Annotated in this window: 24 protein-coding genes; 16 read left to right on the top strand and 8 right to left on the bottom strand. The window is 52.1% G+C overall.

The annotated features are described in order from the left end of the window. Positions 1-67 precede the first annotated feature (67 nt). Positions 68-349, bottom strand: a complete 282-nt coding sequence (locus tag DVH26_RS31320) for an ArsR/SmtB family transcription factor (RefSeq protein WP_239629192.1) — start codon at positions 347-349, stop codon at positions 68-70. Between the two features lie 158 nt (positions 350-507). Then, positions 508-1,680, bottom strand: a complete 1,173-nt coding sequence (locus tag DVH26_RS31315) for a ParB/RepB/Spo0J family partition protein (RefSeq protein ID WP_239629190.1) — start codon at positions 1,678-1,680, stop codon at positions 508-510. A 335-nt stretch (positions 1,681-2,015) separates the two neighbouring features. Between DVH26_RS31315 and DVH26_RS31310 the strand changes: the two genes are divergently transcribed. The 4 genes from DVH26_RS31310 (at position 2,016) to DVH26_RS31295 (ending at position 5,181) form a co-directional block, all read left to right on the top strand. Then, the gene (locus DVH26_RS31310) at positions 2,016-2,159 is read left to right on the top strand and encodes a hypothetical protein (RefSeq protein ID WP_239629187.1); all 144 of its coding nucleotides are present in this window, start codon (positions 2,016-2,018) and stop codon (positions 2,157-2,159) included. Between the two features lie 215 nt (positions 2,160-2,374). Beyond that, positions 2,375-2,953, top strand: coding sequence for a non-canonical purine NTP pyrophosphatase (locus DVH26_RS31305; protein ID WP_239629185.1), 579 nt, complete (start codon positions 2,375-2,377; stop codon positions 2,951-2,953). A 36-nt stretch (positions 2,954-2,989) separates the two neighbouring features. After that, positions 2,990-4,174: an FAD-dependent monooxygenase gene (locus tag DVH26_RS31300; protein WP_239629183.1), complete on the top strand. Its 1,185-nt coding sequence runs from the start codon at positions 2,990-2,992 to the stop codon at positions 4,172-4,174. A gap of 131 nt (positions 4,175-4,305) precedes the next feature. Then, a complete protein-coding gene (locus DVH26_RS31295) occupies positions 4,306-5,181 on the top strand; it encodes a metal-dependent hydrolase (protein ID WP_239629181.1) in 876 nt (291 codons plus the stop codon). Positions 5,182-5,239: 58 nt separating this feature from the next. Here the strand turns inward: DVH26_RS31295 and DVH26_RS31290 are convergent, their stop codons facing one another. The 4 genes from DVH26_RS31290 to DVH26_RS31275 are packed head-to-tail and all read right to left on the bottom strand — an operon-like array spanning position 5,240 to position 9,147. Then, positions 5,240-5,452, bottom strand: coding sequence for a hypothetical protein (locus DVH26_RS31290; RefSeq protein WP_239629178.1), 213 nt, complete (start codon positions 5,450-5,452; stop codon positions 5,240-5,242). Next, a complete protein-coding gene (locus DVH26_RS31285; RefSeq protein ID WP_239629176.1) occupies positions 5,449-6,552 on the bottom strand; it encodes a GerAB/ArcD/ProY family transporter in 1,104 nt (367 codons plus the stop codon). Before DVH26_RS31285 ends, DVH26_RS31290 begins: the two co-directional genes overlap by 4 nt. 13 nt (positions 6,553-6,565) lie before the next feature. Next, on the bottom strand, positions 6,566-7,693 hold the full coding sequence (locus tag DVH26_RS31280) for a Ger(x)C family spore germination protein (RefSeq protein WP_239629173.1): 1,128 nt from the start codon (positions 7,691-7,693) through the stop codon (positions 6,566-6,568). A 14-nt stretch (positions 7,694-7,707) separates the two neighbouring features. Next, positions 7,708-9,147, bottom strand: coding sequence for a spore germination protein (locus DVH26_RS31275; RefSeq protein WP_239629171.1), 1,440 nt, complete (start codon positions 9,145-9,147; stop codon positions 7,708-7,710). 189 nt (positions 9,148-9,336) lie between these two features. Between DVH26_RS31275 and DVH26_RS31270 the strand changes: the two genes are divergently transcribed. The 7 genes from DVH26_RS31270 (at position 9,337) to DVH26_RS31240 (ending at position 15,183) form a co-directional block, all read left to right on the top strand. Continuing rightward, complete coding sequence (locus DVH26_RS31270) at positions 9,337-9,780, top strand: MarR family winged helix-turn-helix transcriptional regulator (protein WP_239629168.1); 444 nt, start codon at positions 9,337-9,339, stop codon at positions 9,778-9,780. A gap of 84 nt (positions 9,781-9,864) precedes the next feature. Further along, entirely contained in the window at positions 9,865-10,491 is a 627-nt protein-coding gene (locus tag DVH26_RS31265) for a nitroreductase family protein (RefSeq protein ID WP_239629165.1), read from the top strand. 50 nt (positions 10,492-10,541) lie between these two features. Then, on the top strand, positions 10,542-11,492 hold the full coding sequence (locus DVH26_RS31260; protein ID WP_239629163.1) for a ring-cleaving dioxygenase: 951 nt from the start codon (positions 10,542-10,544) through the stop codon (positions 11,490-11,492). Beyond that, a complete protein-coding gene (locus DVH26_RS31255) occupies positions 11,489-12,097 on the top strand; it encodes an alpha/beta hydrolase (RefSeq protein WP_239629161.1) in 609 nt (202 codons plus the stop codon). The genes DVH26_RS31260 and DVH26_RS31255 overlap by 4 nt, the downstream gene beginning before the upstream one ends. Before the next feature lie 34 nt (positions 12,098-12,131). After that, positions 12,132-12,743 (top strand): flavin reductase family protein, encoded by a 612-nt coding sequence (locus DVH26_RS31250; RefSeq protein ID WP_239629158.1) that lies wholly within the window; start codon positions 12,132-12,134, stop codon positions 12,741-12,743. A 249-nt stretch (positions 12,744-12,992) separates the two neighbouring features. Next, a complete protein-coding gene (locus DVH26_RS31245; protein WP_239629156.1) occupies positions 12,993-14,462 on the top strand; it encodes an NAD(P)/FAD-dependent oxidoreductase in 1,470 nt (489 codons plus the stop codon). A 121-nt stretch (positions 14,463-14,583) separates the two neighbouring features. After that, positions 14,584-15,183, top strand: a complete 600-nt coding sequence (locus DVH26_RS31240; RefSeq protein ID WP_239629153.1) for a TetR/AcrR family transcriptional regulator — start codon at positions 14,584-14,586, stop codon at positions 15,181-15,183. A gap of 29 nt (positions 15,184-15,212) precedes the next feature. Here DVH26_RS31240 and DVH26_RS31235 read toward each other — a convergent pair whose 3' ends face one another. After that, positions 15,213-16,040 (bottom strand): AraC family transcriptional regulator, encoded by an 828-nt coding sequence (locus DVH26_RS31235; protein WP_239629151.1) that lies wholly within the window; start codon positions 16,038-16,040, stop codon positions 15,213-15,215. A 159-nt stretch (positions 16,041-16,199) separates the two neighbouring features. Here DVH26_RS31235 and DVH26_RS31230 point away from each other — a divergent pair, with 159 nt between their 5' ends. The 5 genes from DVH26_RS31230 (at position 16,200) to DVH26_RS31210 (ending at position 20,812) form a co-directional block, all read left to right on the top strand. Then, positions 16,200-17,018, top strand: a complete 819-nt coding sequence (locus DVH26_RS31230; protein ID WP_239629150.1) for an MBL fold metallo-hydrolase — start codon at positions 16,200-16,202, stop codon at positions 17,016-17,018. A gap of 47 nt (positions 17,019-17,065) precedes the next feature. Next, positions 17,066-18,064, top strand: coding sequence for a ComEC/Rec2 family competence protein (locus DVH26_RS31225; RefSeq protein ID WP_239629149.1), 999 nt, complete (start codon positions 17,066-17,068; stop codon positions 18,062-18,064). A gap of 47 nt (positions 18,065-18,111) precedes the next feature. Continuing rightward, complete coding sequence (locus DVH26_RS31220; RefSeq protein WP_239629148.1) at positions 18,112-19,428, top strand: ABC transporter substrate-binding protein; 1,317 nt, start codon at positions 18,112-18,114, stop codon at positions 19,426-19,428. Positions 19,429-19,450: 22 nt separating this feature from the next. Then, a complete protein-coding gene (locus DVH26_RS31215) occupies positions 19,451-20,260 on the top strand; it encodes a histidinol-phosphatase (protein WP_239629147.1) in 810 nt (269 codons plus the stop codon). Between the two features lie 243 nt (positions 20,261-20,503). Continuing rightward, positions 20,504-20,812 (top strand): hypothetical protein, encoded by a 309-nt coding sequence (locus DVH26_RS31210; RefSeq protein ID WP_239629146.1) that lies wholly within the window; start codon positions 20,504-20,506, stop codon positions 20,810-20,812. A 113-nt stretch (positions 20,813-20,925) separates the two neighbouring features. Here DVH26_RS31210 and DVH26_RS31205 read toward each other — a convergent pair whose 3' ends face one another. Continuing rightward, positions 20,926-21,096: a hypothetical protein gene (locus tag DVH26_RS31205; protein WP_239629145.1), complete on the bottom strand. Its 171-nt coding sequence runs from the start codon at positions 21,094-21,096 to the stop codon at positions 20,926-20,928. Between the last annotated feature and the right edge of the window lie 133 nt (positions 21,097-21,229).

Below are 21,229 nucleotides of genomic sequence, written 5' to 3'. Positions count from 1 at the left end.
GCTCCTCTCTCCACTGTATATATTGTTTTTATATTTCTAAAAATATAGAAATAGGTTGCAAAAAAAATTACTGCAGCAAATAAGGCGCATATTTCAGCGCAATATCCCGATTCACACTATAGTAAATATAAGTGCCGTCTTTCCGCGTATTCAGCAGGCCGCAATCCGTCAGCTGCTTCAAATGATGCGAGAGCGTCGAGCCCGCAATCGATTCGAGCTTGCTTCCGATATCGGAGCAGCACAAATTTTTCTCCTCGGTAAGCAGCATAGCGATTTTCAGCCGGGTAGGTTCTCCAAGTGCTTTGTATACTTTGACGGCCTGTCGTACGTCTTCGTTGTCTTGAACCATGATTATCTCACCCTCGGCAAAGTTTGTTATTTCTAAAAGTATCGAAATAAACTTACCACACCTTTTTTCGAATGTAAATAGGGCTCTAATGAAAATCCCTCGCGATGGAGCAAAAAAAAAGGAGGTTTCCATGACGGGAACCTCCTCATGATCTTGTATTAATTGGAAGAAACGGGCTGGGAAGCAAGATCCCTGATTCGTTTCCATTCGTTCAAATGCAGCTCAAGCTGTTGAATTGCCGTATCGACATCCTGGGCAAAACGGCCCGGATCGTTCAAGCCGCCGGCTAATTGCTCCTGTGTCAGCTCGCTGAAAGCCGGCAGCGAGGCGAGCAGCCGTTGAAGTTTGCTTTCAACGGAAGAGGCGGCCGATGCCGCGGCAGGCGCGTCGAGCAATGTTGCGGGAGCTGGTGCTGCAGCAGGTGTGTCGAGCAGCGTCGCAGCGGCAGCCGCCGGCTCCATTGCCGGAGCGGCAGACTGCGGCTGAAGCGGGCTGCCCGTGACCGAAGGGGCGGATGAAGCCGCTCCGGTAGGTTCAGGCGCCTGTGCCGGCGGCGCGTTCGCTTCCGTCTTCTCGCTTTTTGCCGCCGCTTTTGGCTGAGCGGACTTGGCCCGCTCCGCCTTGTTTTGCTCGAACACGGACCATGTCTCCAGAAGCTCGTTGCCTGATTTGTAGAGCAGCTTGTCCTTGGTCGATGCGGAGATGGTTTTGTCCTTGAACAGCTTGGCGATTTTCTTCACGTCGCTGACGGGCATTTCGTCTCTGGCCATGATCAAAGCAAGCGGATCCCGGTGCTCCAGCGGCAAATCCTTCAGAGGAAGCAGCTGGTCTTCCGTCAGCTTGTCTTTTCTAATTTCGGTGCCGCCTACAATCAGTTTTTTCACCGCGTTACCGAACTTCAGCAATTCGATTTTGTTCTTGATGTAGGATTCCGGCTTGCCGAGGCGGCTGGACAAATATTTGGTCGAGCTGCTGAATTTCGGATCGTTCAACAGCTTATTGAACGCTTCCGCTTCTTCAATCGGCGAGAAGCCCTCCCGCGTCAAATTTTCCGCGATTTGCTCCAAATAAATTTCTGTTTCGTCCGTTACGTTGGAGACGATGCACGGGATCGTTGCGCGGTTCAGCATTTTGCAGGCTTTGTATCTGCGGTTTCCGTAAATGATCATATACCGGCTGCCGGCGGTCGTTCTCACCTTGATCGGCGACAGCAACCCGAGTTCCTCGATGCTTTGCATCAATTCCTGCAAGGCTTCGTCATCAAACTGGTATCTCGGCTGGTCTTTATCTTCATCAATTAAATCGATAGCAATTTCAATAATGTCCATCATGCATTCTCCCATCCTTTATGTAAATTTCGTCCAAGACCTGCAGGGACTTCCCGGCAACAGGAGCAGCTCCTATCCGCAATATCCCCAGCTTGCTCGCAAAATAGTTCGTGAGAAATTTTAAGCGATAAGGCCGATTATCGTCGAAAGGCCTCGCTAACCCATTATATAATACCGGACAAGCTGTGGAAATGTTTGCATCGTACTTTTGCAGTGAAAAGGGCTTGCGGAGTCGCGTCCCGCCCACCATATTCATGCATGATTCGGACGGTCATGTATCATTCTAAACGAAGGGACACGGATCCCGTCCCATGATCGTTAGACGGATGGAGGTGAGCATGATGCCCAAAGGAATGAAAAGCAACGAAGGAAACAAGTATAACACGAATCCAAATTACGCAGACCAGGTGTTAAAGAATCACGAGAAGCAGCCGGCACAAAATAATCCTCGAGAGAGCGACGATACGCTTCGGCATAAATAATACAAATGTAGGCAATAAAGCAGTCAACCAGGAGTTGGCTGCTTTATTGTTTTGCCGACAGACGGGCATAGCGAAACTGGTTCGCGATGTAGATTCACAGAACGTTTGTTGGAAAATGATGGTCGGCGGATTTATACTTTGGGGAGGGCTGCACAAAAAGTAAGAGCAGCTTATAGTGGGGCAAAATTCATAAGGGGAAGCGGGGAGTAACAAGGATGGAGCTGGTTTATGCAACCTCCAACGATGCCAAGTTTCAAATTGCTTTGTCTGCGCTTGCAGGCACCGGCGTTCTGCTGACCCGCAGCGGCATCGATTTGCCCGAGATCCAAAGCTTGGACGTCGAACAGATCGCTGTATTCTCGAGCATATGGGCGAGCCGTGAACTAGACTGTCCTGTGATTGTAACCGATGTCGGATTTTATATCGAGGGACTGAGAGGCTTCCCCGGTCCTTTCGTGAAATATACTAACCACTGGTTTGCAGCTAAGGACATTGTAAAGCTGATGGGGGCTACAGAAAACCGAAACGCTTACGTAAAAGAATGTCTTGCGCTGTGCCAGCCTAACCATCCCCCGTTGGTATTCCATAAGGAAATCAAGGGTGTCATAGTCCATGAGCTCGCTGAAAGCCTCGACGGCGGCTCCGTCATGGATCGGTTATTTAAACCGGAGCATTACAGCACCGTTCTGGCCGATCTATGCAAAACGGATGAAGTTCCGTTTTGGAGCAGGCACAGCGCATTCCATCTGTTAAAAGATTACCTTCATGCCCATGGTTTCTTGGCATCCCGCTAACAGCCTATCTTCAACCATCGGAAGGAGAATCGTCCAATGAACATACGAGAAGCGGCAGGTAAAAAGGCGCTGATTATTGGAGCCGGAATCGGAGGCTTATGTGCAGGGTTGGCGCTGCAAAACATAGGGTGGCACGTCACCATCTTCGAAAAGGAGCCCGGTCTCGCCGAAAGCGGGGCCGGAATCGTGCTGGCGGCGAATGCGATGAAGGTGCTTGAGAAGCTGGGGGCGGCAGATAAAGTCCGGGAGAGTGGAAAGGCTGTAGGCAAAGCCGAGATCCGCAGATGGGACGGTGCGATGCTCACGGAGCTGCCGGTGCGGGAGCAGGCCGAGCGGTACGGGACGCCGAGCTACTTGATTCACCGTGCGCTTCTCCAAGAGCTGCTATATGAGCTGGTGAAGTCCCGCGGTGCAGACTTGCAGTTCGACAGGAAGCTGGAACGGTGGGAGCAGCACGGTGACAAGGTGACGGCTGCTTTCGCCGATGGATCTAGCCATTCCGGGAAGGTGCTGATCGGTGCGGACGGGCTCCGTTCCACGGTGAGAGAACGGCTCTTCGGTACCGAACCGCTTCGTTATTCCGGCTTCACAGCTCTAAGAGGCATAGCGGACTACAGGGACGAGCGGTACCCGATGGTGGACGGGGGCGGCTTCGAGGCTTGGGGACCGGGAAAACGATTCGGGTTTTCCCACCTGGGGCAAGGACGCGTATTTTGGTTTGCCGCTGTGAACGCTCCTGCAGGCATAGCGGTTCCTCCGGGAGAGCGCAAGCGCCAAGCGCTGGATGCGTTTCGCGGATGGTATGAGCCGATCGGGGACGTCATCGCCGCGACGAAGGAAGACGTTATCCTGGCTCACGACATCTATGACCGGAAGCCGCTCACGACTTGGCATCAAGGCCTCGCTGCGCTGCTCGGGGACGCGGCGCACCCGATGCTGCCGAATCTCGGCCAAGGCGGCGCTCAGGCGATGGAGGATGCGTGGACGCTGGCGCAGTGCTTGGTGCAAGCCGGTGACGGTGATGTCTCCGACGGACTGCTTGCCTACGAGCGGCTGCGGATTCCGCGTACGACGAGAGTCATCAGGCAGTCGCGGCAGATGGGGCGAATGGTCCAGCTTGAGAACCCGCTGCTGATCGCCATGCGTAACGGGATGCTGCGCACGCTTCCCGCGGACGTACAATTAAGACGGCTGCATTGGCTAATTGGGTTCGAGGTTTAGGCTTGCTGCTTGCCGCAGCCTTCGTGCTGGCGGCCGCAGAGCTGCCATAGCCGGCAAACGGGATAGCTTTCCCGCAGCAGCCGGTGTAGGCTATACTTGATGCATATAGACAGATGGGGTGACTTCTTTAAGTGGATACGATTACACATACCTTGTTCGGCCTCACGCTGTATGGAGCCGTCGACAAGACGAAGATGACGCGCCGTGAAAAGCAAGCGCTGCTGTTCACCACCGTCGCCGGATCGCAAATACCGGATATCGACGTCATCTCCTCCTGGTGGGATACGGCCGGACGTTATCAGATGTGGCACCGGGGGCTTACGCATTCCGTGTTTCTTGTTCCCGTCTGGGCGGCGATTATAGCCGGACTGAGCCGATTCATCGGGCGAATCCGCTTCTGGCGATTGTTTCTTATCGCATGCATAGCCGTGTTTATTCACGATACAAGCGATTTATTCAATGCATGGGGCACGGGCTATTTCGAGCCGTTCTCGCCTATGCGGATTACCTTCGGAACGGTTCCTATCGTGGATCTGGTGTTTTGGGCGATCATGCTGATCGGATGGCTTATCGTCCGATTCGGCAAGGACCGGATCCAGGTTCCTTCCCACCGCATATACCGGGTCGTTTGGCTGCTGATGGCGCTGCATGTAGGCCTGCAGTCCGCCCAAGGCCACAGTCTCTATAAGCAGGCGGCCGCGGAATATGAGCAGGTAGCTTTGTCCGCCGATTTCGTCCCAGGCATGTTCACGGTCGTAGGGAAGAAGGGCGACACCGTCGATCTGAAAAAAGGCACGATGTGGAGCGGCGTCACGCTCCAGACACAGCTGCAATCGGCAGAGAGCGCGAATCTTGATCAGCTGTTCGCGGACAATCCGAAAGCCCGGACGCTGAAGGAATGGTCGCCGTTTGTCGTGGTCGTTAACGACGAGAAGCGGCTTGGGCTGTATGATCCGCGATTTTACCGGAACGGCCAGTCATTTTTGTTCGAATTTATAGAGAAATAAACGCAAGATGGAGCGCTTCGGCATGATGCCGGCAGCGGCTCCTTTTTTTCAAGCAAGATCAGGAGAACACCTCGTACAATTGGGATAACATCCGGCCGATAGCTTCATTGAGGTCAAACGGGTGATGGAGGAGTATGCTCCCCCAAAGTACCGCTCCCAATGTGGTAATGCTGAAATAAGCAACGGCTGCGTTCTTATTGGACTTGCAAGCCCGCAGCCTGATGCCTCCGACTATGCACGACAGAATGAAGAAAAGCACTAAAAGCGTCATGTCATCGTCTCCTTTCCTTGAAATTGACCTTTTTTCCTCATCCGAGCAAACACGATGAGTATTGCCGGGATCAGGATAGCGTAAAGGGTATAGTATTCGAACAAATACTTTTTCGTCCATTCGACATTTTCGATAATGTTGGTGAAAAGCAAAGCGTAGGCAGAGATAATCCAAATCAGCGGATAAGCGACGAAAGCGCGCTGTTTAATTTCGAATAGCTGACATATAGCCAATACCGCGCAATAGAACAGCAAGCTTAATTTCATGCATACGATAAGAAGGATGTTGATAGAAAGAAGCGATTCCAAATGCTCGATAAAGTTCGTAAACTCCATTTCCCGGAAAATGATGAATACCGGATAGACGAGATGAGAAGCGCGATCTACGCCTAATATGCCGATCGTAAAATAGATGCCTAAAGTCAGGTTCATACCTCCAAATGCAATCCCTGACAGAAATGAAAATTTTAACCGTCTCTCGGCAAAGGGGAATATCATCATGAAGCATACAACCTCCATAAAAGGGAAAGCGAGCACATACCGGGTATTCAGGAAGGTCTCCAAAGGGTGAAAAACACCGGGAACCATAAAATTCCCCCAATCCCACTCTTTTAGCATTACCGCCATAGGGATCCAGAAAAGCAAAAATAACAAAACACTCAAAAGCTCGCATGTCATAGCGATCGATTCGATTCCTTTCACCACAGCATAGGCGCAAACGCACAGGATCATGATATGAAACACCGGGACAGGCGTCCGCGGCATCAGATTAATATGCATGAAATCGCTCATGTTGCGGGTAACCCAGGATGCAATCTGGATAAATAACAGAATGTACAGCAAGGATACCAGGCCGCCGGCCCATTTCCCCAATACTTGAACGGCTATTTGGACAATGCTTAATCCGGGAAATTTGCTCGACAAGTAGAGCCAGAATCCAGCCAATACTACACCGTACAGAGTAGCCCATACGAATACAAGCCATCCGTATTGCTTGGCATCCGCTATGAGTCCCCCGGGCAATAAGATATACGAAGTTCCAATCACAAATATCATGGAGAGATTAAATAGTTGCCAAGCGCTCAATTTAGCGTGTTCCATCGGACAGACTCCTCTATTCCAGAAGATATGGTGTGCTCATGTTACCGGTCGTTTTCATTGTAGAGTGGACATGAAAGGTGACTTCGGTTTGGCGCCAATTTGATTCTCTTCCCCCGTTATCCTGGATGCCAAGCAGGTCCCAGCCTTTATCTTTACCGAGCTGTTCCAGTTGTTTGGCCCTGCCTTCCAAGAAACGGTTAAACGCTTCTTCCATTTCATGGGAATTATGCAGAGTCAGCTTGCTTTGCTGCTGATTGTTTATAATCCGCAAGTCGGCACGGATGTTTATGGTGAGTTGGGATTTGTCCGCGTTCCAGGTGCGCTTTACATCGATGCGCTGCGCTTCGACATCGACAAAGCTTCCGTTGACGGTGATCGTATCCGTAAGCCGGTGGTAATTTTTATTCAAGATATAAAATAAAACTTTTGATTTCTCGTCGATCCGACCAACCATACGGGAATGAATAAACACGGCTCCTTCATGGAAGCTCATTCCGCCTTGGGTTGCATTGATTTTTTCCACTTCATTGGAGGTCGAGGACGGTTTCGTTCCGTTGTAATGAATAATGGGGATGATGGTCGGCGTATGATGATTCATTTCCTTGTCCAGGTCCTTAAACCGGATGGGATAGACACTATTTTTAAAATTGCGCTCATAATGATTCGTTAACGAACGGATAAACCGTCCCGGAACTCTATCCAAAGTGGTGAAGCTGTTCATTATGATGTTCAGCGGGCTGTCCGATACGTATACCGTGATATTCGCCCGGCGTTCGGGATTGAGCTCGATATAGTTGAGGAGGTCCATTATCCCTTGCCGTGCGTAACGCTCGGAAATGATGTAGCTTTGCAAATGGGCTGTAAAAAATATACGAGGCATAGACATGCCTGTTTTCACGGTGAACCTCCCATGGCTAAAATCTTTGAAGTTATAGGTGTATACGGCGGCTTTCGCCGAAGAGCCTGTCCGGGTGGACAGGCCCGTCGGGTTCATGACCTGGTAATACGCCAAGAGTTCGCCTGTTTTCGGATCTTTGTCGACTCCGGCCAAGCTTACGATCGCAAGGGAGTTGATGTCTTTCATATCCCAGCAGCCGGTACATAAGACCAGCAGCATTAGACTAAGGAGTACAGCTTTCATGTTGTTGCACCTTCTTATTTGTTATGAAGTCGCCTGTTCGAATATCGTTTCATCATATAACGAGGTACCCGAACCAAAGTATCCTGCCATCGGCTAAGATTCAACGGAGCGACTGGAGTAAGATATTTCACCCCGAACGAACGAAGGGAAGCAAGATGAACCAAGACAAGAAACACGCCGCACATTAAACCGAACAATCCCATTAATCCGGATAAAATCATAAAACCATACTGGACAATTCTCTGGGCTATGCCGAAGCCGTAAATGGGGGAGACAAAGTTGGAAATGGCCGTAAGGGAAACGACAATAACCATAGCGGCGGATACGAGACCCGCTTCAACGGCTGCCTCGCCCAATACAAGCGCTCCTACGATCGAGATGGACTGCCCTGCAATACGCGGCATACGAAGTCCCGCCTCCCGCAATATCTCGAAGGTAACGATCATAATGCCGGCTTCAATGAAAGCGGGAAAAGGCACCTCCTCGCGCTGGGCAGCCAAGCTGATCAACAGTGAATTAGGGAGCAGCTCCGGATGGTAGCTTACAACGGAAATATACAGCGACGGGACAAAGATGGATAAGATAAAGGCTAAGAGACGCAGCCATCGCGACAAGGTGGCGATATCCGCCCGCTGGTAATAATCCTCCGGTGAATTGAAAAATTGAAAAAAAGTAACGGGCCCGAGCAATGCAATCGGGGTGCCGTCCGTCAAAACGACAACCTGACCCTCTAAAAGCTGGGCTACAACGGAATCCGGCCGCTCGGTTGCAATCAGCTGGGGAAATGGCGAAACCGCAGTATCCTGAATCCATTCTTCAATATAAGAGCTCTCCAGAATGCTGTCCGCATGGATGGCATTAAGACGCTTCCGGAACTCATCCACTACTTGAGGCGGAGCTATGTTAGCGACATAGGTCAGATACACCTTCGTTTTGGTCTCCGTTCCGATAATCAGCTCCTCAAATATCAAACGCTCGCTCTTTAATCTTTTGCGGATAAGAGCGACATTTCGCGAAACGTCCTCGACAAAGCCTTCCCGCGGACCGCGGATGGAAGCTTCTGTCGTTGGCTCGGACACGCTGCGATGCTCCCCGTTGGTCAACTCATAGCTGAGAATCGGCGTATCAAACGAAGAAAGGAGCAGGCAATGCCCTTCAAGTAGAAGGCGAACGCCGTCTGAAGCATCATCGAGCTCGCTTAACGGAGCATGAGGGATCATGGTCTTAAGCAAGCTCATAGGGTCTTCGGGTGATTCCTTATACTGGCTTAGCTGTACAATCGGCGTGATGATGAACTCATTGATTTGCTCCGCTGACACGACAGAGGCCAGATAAATGCAGTATACACTCCGGGCCGGATTCAGCGGGAATTCCCGGCACACAAAGTCCGGCGATAGTCCGAGCCGTTCCCCGATTTCATCAATGACAGGTATGCCAGTGCCGTTGAAAGCCATAGTCGCCACCTCCTCTCCATCGAAAAGTTAATTCATATTATTTTCCATTCCGGAAATAGTATGTATTCGGCAGCGCTTTTTAAGGAAAATAAAAAAGACCGCTTGACAATTCTCTGCAAATGTATTATCTTAAATTTAAGATATTTAATATTAAGAAATGAGCAAGCATAAAAAAAGGATGTGAACGAAATGGGAAGCTCCAAGGAAGAGTCGTTGAATTTGTATATCGCCCTTTCCAGAGCGAGCCAATGGGTGAATGCGCATGCCGATAGAGACATTCGAAGACACGGCTTGAACCGGACCGAATTCGGCGTCCTAGAGCTGTTATACCACAAAGGTTCGCAGCCTATTCAACAAATCGGCGGCAAAGTGCTCATGAGCAGCGGCAACATCACTTACGTGGTCGATAAGCTAGAGCAGAAGCAGCTGGTTTGCCGTAAAGCATCGACGGAGGATAGAAGGCTCGTTTTTGCGGAGATTACGGATCATGGCAAGAAATTTATCGAGGACGTATTTCCGAAGCACGCTGAGGTGATTGAGCAAGCCGTCGGCGGTCTTACTCCCGAGGAGAAGAAAGCGGCGAGTGACCTGCTCAAGAAGCTGGGCAAATTCGCACAGGAAACCTTCAAGTAGCACTGGTGTGAGGAGGTCTCCTTTTATCCAATATCTTAAATTTAAGATTCTCAAATTTCGATTATATTGCAAAGGGGTATTCGTATGAACGATCTGTCGACGCTTGTCAAAGCACGCCGCTCCGCTAATAAATTTATTCCCGGGGTGGAGATACTGGATAAGGAATTGGAGGAAATGTTCCAGCTCGTCAAATTCGCTCCTTCCGCCTTCAACCTGCAGCATACGCACTATGTAGTCGTCAAGGATCCGGCCGTTAAGCAAGCGATGTATGAGGCTTCGGGCAAGCAGTACAAGGTACAGAGCGCTTCCGCCGTCATCATCGTCCTGGGCCATAAGGATGCCTACAAGGATGTGGGCAAAATAAACGAAGGACTGATGAATCTGGGCGTTATCAGCAAGCAAGAATTCGATGCGACCGTCGATTCGGTGCTTGGCTTCTATGAAGGACGCGGCGAAGCGTTCATGCAGGACGAAGCGATAAGAAACGCCAGCTTGTCGGCGATGCTGTTCATGCTGATTGCGAAGGAGAAGGGCTGGGATACATGCCCGATGATCGGATTCGATCCCGACGCTGTTCGCTCGGCGCTCCATGTGCCGGACCGTTACGTTCCCGCAATGATGATTGCCATAGGCAAAGAAGATACCGGCAGTCAACGGCCGCGCGGCTATCGCAAGCCGACCGGCGAGTTTGTAAGCTACAATTCGTTTTGATAATAACCTTTTACCATAAAACCAATTAAAAATAAGGGAGATGGATTAACATGTTACAACAAACAGCAGGCATTCACCATATTACAGCTTTTGTAAGAAACGCGCAGGAAACCGTTGATTTCTACAGCGGCATCCTTGGACTCCGGTTAGTGAAAAAAACGATCAACTTCGACGCTCCGGAAGTGTACCATCTGTATTTCGGTAACGAGATCGGCGGCCCGGGAACAATTATTACGTTCTTCCCGTTCGCAGGCTCGCGCAAAGGCCGCATTGGCGGCGGCCAGGTCGGCATTACCACTTACGTCGTACCTGTAGGCACACTGGATTTCTGGGAAGCGCGGTTGACCCAATTCGGCGTTTCGGTCATGAAAGCATCCCGTTTCGGGGAAGAGTATCTGCAATTTGCCGATAAAGACGGCTTGCGTCTGGAAATTGTCGAGCGTGAGGAAGGTCCGCAAAGCCAATGGACGTTCGGCGGCGTTCCTGCTGACAAAGCGATCAAAGGCTTCGGCGGCGCGGTTCTCTACAGCACGGCGCCGGAAAGCACGATGAAATTGCTGGTGCAGGTCATGGGGCTGCAAAAAGTAGGTCAAGAAGGCGCGTACGCGCGCTTCAGAGCAACGGGCGATCTCGGCAACCTGATCGACGTCCGGGTTGATCCGATGCCTTACGGTGCAGGCGGAGCGGGTACGGTGCACCATATCGCATGGCGCGCCAAAGACGATGCGGATCACGCGGAATGGAGACGCCATGTGGAGCAAAACGGCTTGCATCCGACGCCGATCGTCGACCGTCAATATTTCAACGCCATCTACTTCCGCGAGGAAGGCGGCATACTGTTCGAGATCGCAACGGATCCTCCAGGATTTGCGCGTGACGAAGAAGCGGAGCATTTGGGAGAGAAATTGATGCTTCCGGCTTGGTACGAAGAGAACCGTCCGGCCATCGAGCGCAACCTGGAGCCGATTGAAGTCAGAGTGTTGGAGGGGGACCAAGCATGAAACATATATTCCAGCAAGGTACGGATGTGAATGCGCCGGTATTGGTGCTCTTTCACGGAACCGGAGGCACGGAGCGCGATCTCCTGCCTCTGGCAAGGCAAATATCGCCCTCATCGTCGCTGCTAAGCGTAAGGGGCAATGTACTGGAAAACGGGATGCCGCGGTTTTTCCGCCGCTTGGCAGAAGGGGTGTTCGACGAGGAGGACTTGATCTTCCGCACGAAGGAGCTGAGCGACTTCCTTGATCAGGCGGCGGTAGAGTATGGCTTCGACCGCGGCAATCTGGTCGCCGTCGGCTATTCCAACGGCGCCAATATCGCCGGCAGTCTGTTGTTCCATTACAAGGATTCGCTGAAAGGTGCGATTCTCCATCATCCGATGGTGCCGCGGCGCGGGATCGGGCTGCCGGATTTGACCGGCGTCCCGTGCTTCATCGGCGCAGGGATGAACGATCCGATCTGCTCGCCGGAGGAGACCGAAGAGCTGAAGGCGCTGCTGGCCGGCGCCGGAGCCGACGTGACCGTGCACTGGGAGCGGTTCGGCCATCAATTAACCCGAAGCGAAGTCGAAGCGGCGGCCGATTGGTTCCGCGACACGTTCCAATAATAACCCCCGAAGCGGGCGGAAAGGAGGCGGACCGGTGATATCGATCGATCCGGCTGTAAACAGCGAGAGGGATAATTACAAGCTGCTGATAGGGAGCATTATCCCTAGACCTATCGCACTGGTAACAACCTTGTCGGCAAGCGGAGTATTGAATGCGGCGCCTTTCAGCTATTTTAACATCGTAGCCGCCAATCCTCCCATGGTGTCCATTTCGGTGCAGAGGAAGCAAGGCGTGCCGAAGGATACCGCCAGGAATGCAGCAGCAACGGGAAGCTTCGTCGTCCACATCGCCGACGAATCGTATATTGAAAAGCTCAATCAAACTGCAGCCGGCTTGGCGCCCGATGTGAGCGAGGTCGAGTTTGCCGGGCTTACTGCGGTGCCGAGCGAGCAAGTGAGTGTACCGGGGCTCGCTGAAGCCCGAATCCGGATGGAATGCGTGCTGGAGCACGCCCTGCCGATCGGCGGAGCGGAAGGCTCCCCGGCAGCCGACCTGCTGATCGGGCGGGTGGTCCGCTTCCATTTCGACGAGTCGGTGTATGACGGCGGACATATCGACCCGCAGGCGCTTCAGCCGGTCAGCCGGCTCGCCGGAAGCAATTATTCACGGCTTGGCGATATATTCGCTATGGCTCGGCCGGATTAATACAGGCTGACGTCGGATACAGTTGATCCGGCGTCAGCTTTTTTTTGAAAAATCATATTGACAGAAGCTGCAAAATGGAATATTCTTTGATTGACTCAGTTAGTCAATGAACAACGGTAACCAATCTTGGCAAATGACATGATTTCCTTCAACTAAGAAATCTAGCACAAGCTTTATACAATGAATGACTATATTTTTTTACTTTAATATTGACTGATTAAGTCAATCAAAAAATGGAGGCGATGGATCATGGTAATATCCAAAGAAGAAAGAAACGTGCGCAAAGAGGGAAAGGCCATTATTATGGGAGGCAGTATGGCGGGCTTGCTGACGGCCCGGGTGCTGTCGGACCTGTTTGAAGACGTTGTGATCGTGGACAGGGACGAATTTCCCGATGAGCCGGTGAACCGGGCGGGTACGCCTCACGCGAATCATCCGCACCGGCTGCTGCAGCGCGGAAAGGTCATATTCGAGGAGCTGTTTCCCGGCTATACCGATGATTTGCACAACAACGGGGCTTTTGCACGTGAAGGCAAAACGGTGCACTTCACGAACCAATACGGCACTCTCGAAATGCCCGAAACGGAGAAAGATATGGGCTTCAGCCGTGCCTTATTCGAGTGGGTCATCAGGCAGCGTATCTCGGCGCTTGCTAACGTAAGATTCCTTCCGCGGCACGAAGTGACGGGGCTGCAATCCTCTGCGGACGGTACGTCCGTTACCGGCGTTTATGTACGGGAGCGCGGAAAGACAGGGGAGGCGGAAGCGCTGACTTCAGATTTGGTCGTCGATGCGAGCGGGCGTTCCTCCAAAGTCGTGCCTTGGCTTCAATCATTAGGCTACGAGGTGCCGGAGGCGGAGCGGCTGAAGGTATCTCTCGGCTACAGTACCCGTCACTACAAGCTTTCTGCTCAACATGCGGACCGCTGGAGTGTCATTCTCGTAGACGCTGTCCCTGCGAAGAAGATCGGAACAGGAGCGCTCGGGACTATCGAGAACCAGATCGCGGAAGTATCGCTCTATTGCGCCGGCGGTGAAGCTTACCCGACTACGGATGCTGACCGGTACGAGGAGGAGGCCGCCCGGCTGTTAAGTCCGGTGCTTGCCGATGTGCTGAAGGAGCTCGAGCCTGTCGGCAATCCGAGAGGATATCGCGTACCGGAATGCTTCCGTCAGCATTTCGAGCAGATGAGCAGCTGGCCGTCCGGTTTGTTCGTGCTCGGGGACGCGTTTTGCAACTTCGATCCGATCTACGGACAGGGAATGACGATCGCCGCTATGGAAGCGCAGCTGCTGGGCAAGTGCTTGCAGGAGCAGCGCCGTAAGCCGAAGCGGAACTTTGAGCTGGACGTATTTGCGCAAATACAAAAAGCGATAGAACCCGCATGGTGGATGAGTCTCGTTGCGGATTTGCGCTGGTCCGGCGTAGAGTACAGCGGTCCTGCATCGAAGAAAGGGATTGCTTTTGCGCAGCAATATTTTGATCTGTATTTGGGCAATGCGGTCGGATCGGGCAACGGGCAGCTGCTGGAGAAATATTACGATGTAACGGGGATGATGATATCGCTGCGGGAGATTATGAATCCCGAGACGATCGTCCAGGTGCTTGCCCTTGATGAAACGGGCGAGGCACAGCGGCTCTCCGCAGAGTTTTTCGGTGAAGAAGGGAAGGCGATGGAGAAGGAGCTAGAGCGATTGATACCGCTGCTTGCGATGTGATCGGGACAGCTGCTCTTGCCGGGAAAGTTTCTCGTTTCATTGATGGATCCGACAAATTCATGTATTGTGATATCAAGAAATGTGGAAGCTAGACTATGCTATAGCGGGGGAATGAAGACCATTGGCGCCTTTAAACGAACAACAACTGCATCAAATCCGCGACGAGCGCAAGGAGCAGATTATGGCCGCGGCGCTCAAGGTTTTCGCAAGGCGGGGAATTATAGGAACAAAGATGAGCATGATCGCCGCGGAAGCGGGTATCAGCCACGGCTTGCTGTACCATTATTTTCAATCGAAAGACGAACTGTTCACCACCCTCGTTCGGTACGCCGTAACCGAAGCGTTCACGGAAATGAACGGTTTGGCCCAATTGCCGGGATCGCCTATTCAGAAAATAAGGGCGTTAACCGAAGCGATGCTGAATGAAGAAGGCCAGCCTTACTTCATGCTGATGCATCAGGCGCGGACGTCGGACGGCGTACCTGACGAAGCCAAGGTGCTTATAGAGCAATTTTCGATGAGCAGGTCGGTTGAAGCTTTGCTCCCGGTATTCGTGGAAGGGCAGCAGGCGGGAGAAATTGCCGCAGGAGATCCCGAGGAGCTCATCAGCACTTATTTATCGGTTGTATCCGGACTGATGGTGGTTCTAACTACTCAGGCAGATGTTGGCTACAGGATGCCCGGGGTAGATGTGCTGCTTCGGCTTGTGGCGGCACGTTGACGGATGCTTAGGCAGCGGTCTGCAGGAGGTTACGATTTCTTGCGGAACGCGCCGGGCGTCATTCCTTCTTCACGTTTGAACACTTTAATAAAATAGCTCGTATGCTCGTACCCGACCTTGCGGGCGACTTCGCCGATATCCAGCTCCTGATGACGCATCAGGAGCTCTTTGGCTTTGCGCAGCCGAATTTTGGTGACGTATTCGAAAGGGCGCGTTCCCAGCGTCAGCTGAAACAACGTGCATGTATGCTGCGGTGTGACGGAAAGCCGGGAGGCCAAGTCCTCCAAGGTAATTGGGCTATGGTAGCGGTCCTCGATATACCGGAGGGCAGGAGCCAGCTGCTCGAAAAATTGCTGCCGGGAGCGGATGTCAATCTGAGCGCCATAGCGGTACAGGTCGAGGATAAGCTGGTAAGTCAACGACGAGCATTCCAGGCTCTTCATCGGATCGGTTGCTTCGGCGACGGACATGAGACGATAGATGTGCTGCAGGATCGGGTCCGGATTGGCGAACGTCAAGATGCGGCTGCCGATAAAGCCGAGAGAGCGCAGCATCTCCCCCGCATAGCTCCCGTTAAAGGAAAGCCAATTTACCTCCCACGGCTCCATGGTTGCACAGTAGGCATGAGGCTCATCGGGAAATAGCAGCATCCCTTGCCCTTGTCCGATATATTGCTTCGTTCCGTTCAATTCGAGCACCCCTTGGCCCCGTGTACATTGGATCCACTGGTAGTTAGGGTACCCCTCGGGCCGTTCGATGGGGTACTGATTTCGCCATTTGCCGATACAATCCAGATAGACCGGAAGCTTCTGCTCGAAGTCGGTAATCGTCATGTAGATGTTGCCGTGTCGAATCATGTTAAGTTTTCTCCTTTTCCGTTAATAATTTGAATATAGTTATATAAATTGAAAATCATTCTATTGATGGCCTTTAAAATGCTCGCCTATAATATTCATATAGTATAATATTCCAATTTCAGATTACAGGGTGACCGCCCGGAAATCAAGGAGATTCCGATGAAAATCACGTTTTTGGGAACCGCCGCAGCGGAGGGCATTCCGTTTCCGTTCTGCGATTGCGCCACCTGTCAGCAGGCAAGAAGAGAGAAGGGACGGAACATCCGGAGAAGGCAATCGCTGCTGATCAACGACGATTTGCTGATCGATATCGGTCCGGATTTGTACGCCGCTTGTGCGGACCTAGGTATTTCGTTGACAGGGCTGCAGCATTTGCTTGTTACGCACAGCCACAAGGACCATTTTTACGAGCTGAACCTGCAGCTGCGCCACAGGATGTTCCGATTGTCGACCGATTTGCCGCCGTTGACGGTGGTGGCGGGCGCATCGGTGCTCAGCAAGTGGGATCTGACCGGCGGCAAAGACCAGGCCGCCGAGCTCAATCGGATTCCCTTTGCGGCAGGACGGCAGCTGGAGCTTGCCCCATACCATGTCCGTTCGATTGAGGCTTCCCACATTCCCTCGATAGGAGACGCGATGAATTACATCATTGATGACGGCAAGGTCAAGCTGCTTTATGCCTCCGATACCGGCATGTACGGTGAGCAGGCTTGGCGGCAGCTGGCCGGGGTGAAGCTGGATGCAGTGGTGATGGAGGCGACGCTCGGGACTCGCCAGCAGGCCAAGACGCATTTGAGCTTCAGGGACTTTGGCTTGATGCTAGAACGGATGCGGGAGCTGGATATCATTACGGAAGAGACGAAGGTCATTGCCACTCACTTTTCTCATCAGTGCGTTGATCCGCATGAGGAAATCGAGGCTTATTTCCAGGGCACCGGGGTCGTCTGTGCTTACGACGGCTTGAGCCTGGAGCTGTAGAGGACGGATTGTCATCCACAGCAAAATAAGAAGGGAGAGGATAAGGGTTGCGAATAGCCAAGCTGCTGGCAACCGCATCCGCAGCGCTTCTGCTTACCGTCTGGCTGACATCGGGCTGCGGCAGCGTTCCGACTACTACACGCGGCGGTACAGCATCAACACCTTCTGATCAGGCGGAGGGGCAGGATGCTTCCGGCCGGCTGGAACGGATGATGACGCCGAAACGGTATGAAGGGCTGCTTACCGTGAGGTATTTGAACCTTAAGCATGAGAAGCCTGAAGGAGATTGTATCGTCATCCAGTCGCCGGACGGCAAAACAATGATTATCGACGCCGGCATCCCGGAGGTCGGCCCGCAGGTTATAGACGCATTAACGAAGCTGGGGATTCAGAAGATTGACATTGCAGTCAATACCCATCCTCACACCGATCACATCGGAGGATTTGATAGCGTTTTCAAAAAGATTCCCGTCGATCGGTTCTACATGGTTGACGCGAAGGCGTCGATATGGGCTTCCTATCGGAATGCAATGTCGCAAGTGCAGCTCAAGAACATCAAAACGGAATTTTTGCAAGAGGGTGATACCTTTGTGCTTGGTCCGCAGGTGCATGTTCAAATATTGAATCCGCGTAAGGGCGAGCTGCCGGGAGCGATCAAGACCTTTGAGCTGGACGAAGTGAACAACGCATCCATAGTGCTCAAGCTGACTTACAAGGACACGAGCTTTCTGTTCACCGGAGACATCCACAGGGAGCGGGAGATGGAGCTGATCGAACGGTACGGCGATAAGCTGAAGGCGGATTTCATGGATGCCCCGCACCACGGCATTTCCACTTCCTCGTCGCAGTCCTGGCTGAGCGCGGTGTCGCCCCGTATAGCCGTCATCAGCTACGACCACTTCAACAACTTCAAACAGCTGCTGAATTACCAAAAAAACAACATCCAAACGTATGTAACGGGCTTTCATGGTCAAGTGCTGCTCACATCCGACGGAAAGAAGCTGAATGTCTTTACCGAAAAGGACTACCCGGATTCCAAGAAATGATCACGTTAGCATGCCTTACCCCATTTTTTGAGCGAGGAGTTCATATCATGTATCCTATTCGAAAAGGAATGACCGTAAGTCTCTCGATCTTATTGACCGCAGCCCTTGCAGCAGGATGTTCATCAAGCCAAAGCACAGGGACAGAACCGACTGCAGAGACCAAGCCGCCGCAGCAGCAGGAAAAGTTCGAGCCCGTCACGCTGAAAATGTACCAGGCGCAAGCATACTGGACGGAAGCCGATTTCAAGAAGCTGTTCCAGGAGCCGGTACAGAAGAAATACCCTCATATTACTTTGGAGTTTGTGCCGAATACATCTATTGAAAAGGCGCTCGCCGCCGGGGAAGATATTGATCTCATTTCCGTATGGAACGGGCTTATGCCTCAGTATGACGATATGGGCTTGTTCGAGGACATTACCCCTCTGGCCAAGAAAATGAATATGGATTTGGGACGATTCGATCAAGGTGCGCTCGACAGTGTCAAGGCGGCTACCAAGAGCGGGCTTCTGTACGGGCTCCCCAACTGGGTGCAAATTTACGTCACCTACTATAACAAGGACATCTTTGACCGGTTCGGCGTTCCTTATCCGAAGGACGGAATGACATGGGACGAAATCATTGAGCTGGCGAAAAAGGTGACGCGAGAAGACGGAGGAACCCAGTACCTTGGGCTCGATCCGGATTATTTGACCCGCATGCTGACACCTCTATCCTTGGGTATCGTAGACGGCCGGACCGATACGACCGATGTGAATAGCGAGCCGTATAAGCTCGTGTACGAAACCGGCAAGAAAATTTACGATATCCGGGGCAATACGCCGAAGGAAGGCATTATGAAAGGGAGCGTCACGGACCGGTTTGCGAAAGACAAAAACGTCGCGATGTTGACGACAATTAACTTGTTCGATAAATTGACGGCGGATCCGTCGCTCAATTGGGATGTCGCCCAGTATCCGAGCTACTCGAGCCGGCCGAATCTGTATGGAGCCTACGATATTAACGTGACGGCCATCAGCAAATCGAGCAAGCACAAGGATGACGCCATGCGCGCGATGGAGGTTATTTTCTCCGACGAAGTACAGCTAATGAGCTCGAGGGCCGGCAAGCTGCCTCTGATGAAGGACCCTAAGTTCAACGCAGAATTTCTGAAAGGAAACGAGGCTTTCAAGGACAAGAAGATCCAGAGTATTTTCAAAAGCAAACCGGCTCCCGCCTCGCCGCCATATTCCAATTTTTATACGAAATCGAGAGGCATTGTCGTAGACAAGTTCAAAGAATACGTCGAGGGCAAGAAAGACGTGAACACCGCCTTGCGCGAAGCGGAAGAGGCGATAACGCAATACATCAAGTCGGAGAAGCCTTGATTTACTAAGGCGGGCTCATGCTATGAAAATAGACTATCATACGCATCACGAGCGCTGCGGACACGCAAAAGGCTCTCTAAGAGATATGATCGAGGCTGCCGTCGCTCTCGGTCTGGATCAGATCGGACTGGCGGACCACAGTCCGTTCTTCCACCGGGAAGAGGACCGGCCCGTACCGGATATGACGATGGCGAAGTCCGAATTTCCGCGCTATGTTGCGGAGATGGCCCGGCTTCGCGAGGAATATAAGGGACGCATCGACGTCCGTCTCGGGGTGGAGTCCGATTATATTCCGGGCTGGGCGGAGGCTTACGGGCGGATCTACGCGGATTATCCGCTCGATTATATCATCGGCTCCGTCCATTATGTAGACGGAATCCATGTGTTCAGCCGCAGAAGGTGGCAGCAGGGGAATACCGATCCGGAGGAGACGTATGCGGGCTACCTTCGTCTCCTGCACGAGGCGGTCCGCAGCAGGCAATACGATATTATGGGTCATATCGACGCTGTCAAAGGAGTGTGCCCTCACCCGGTACGTGTCCTGTGGGAGGAGACTGTCGGCATCATTGCAGAGTCGGATGCAGCCGTCGAGATCAATACATCAGGGCTGCGCAAGCCTTGCCAAGCCTGGTTTCCGTCCTTGAAGCTGATCGAGCTGCTTATATGGCGGAACGTGCCTCTTACGTTCGGCTCGGACGCTCATGATCCGGAGCAGCTGGCGTACGACTGGGAGCATGTAGTTACGGCTTTGCGCGAGCTCGGGGTAAGGGAGCTTGCTGCGTTCCGGAGGCGCCGGCGAACGATGGTTCCTTTGCCTTCGAGGATGATATAGATCTGAGTAAAAGGCTGCCTGATGGCGCGGTTGTATTGTAGGGAATAGCGGATTCTCTGTCCGATAGACTGATATGCGTTACCAAGTCTATAGGCAGCCTGATATAAACCCGGCCGCTTAAGTGGAGTTCACGCCCCGTTTCGGCTATGATAGATACGAGACTGCTTGTTCGTCGGAGATACGTACACCGTCTCACCAGAGCTTTAGGCGAACGAATTCCATACACTAACGGAGGTCACTTAAGTGAGCAAACGCTATCGGATTACAAGAGAATTTCAACAAATTGAAGATTCCGCAAAACATATATCTTTGGAAGAATGCAAACAGTATTTCGCGTCCGAACCGGAATTTACCTACGCATCCGTATTTACGGTGACGGGCTCCACCACCATGTCGATTGAGGGAGATTTCTTCATGTGGAGCTATGGCGATGCGAAGATTCCATTCCGTCATTATGAGGGAGACCTATACGTATCCGGCAGCAATGAAGCCGTAATCCCCAAGATGGTAGAGGTCGCGAGCGCTCTGGTCGCCGATATAGTAGAAGGATAACGTCTGCCTGCAGGCACCATCTGACAAAAAATCGTCTTCTGCCGCAAGGCAAAAGACGATTTTTTTTTGCTGCAGCCCCTAAGTGCTGCCTATTAGAAGGCACAAGCTCACTCTTATCTCAGGAAATACCACCAGTAAGCCATTTCCAAAGTTTCTCCCATCCCGCTTGGCACATACCCGTAATACATAGCGTCCGCCTCGCCGGAGGTTCCGAGTCCAGAGACTCCTAGTGCCACTACTGCTGTTACTGCCAATGCCATCGCTGCAAAACGAAATTTTTTCATTGTGTTCTCCACCTTTTCTTAGAAAATGTATTCCTTTGTTACCTCCATATCTTACCAATCCGGTTATCCTATGTTGTAGAGGAGGGCGCTCCTTCTTTTCCGTGAATTTTCGTCAGGAATAGTCGGGAAGAGA

Source organism: Paenibacillus sp. H1-7, from assembly GCF_022354825.1.
Taxonomy (GTDB): Bacteria; Bacillota; Bacilli; order Paenibacillales; family NBRC-103111; genus Paenibacillus_S.
Note: the sequence above shows the minus strand (reverse complement) of the source record. Positions and strands in the feature narration are given on the sequence as shown.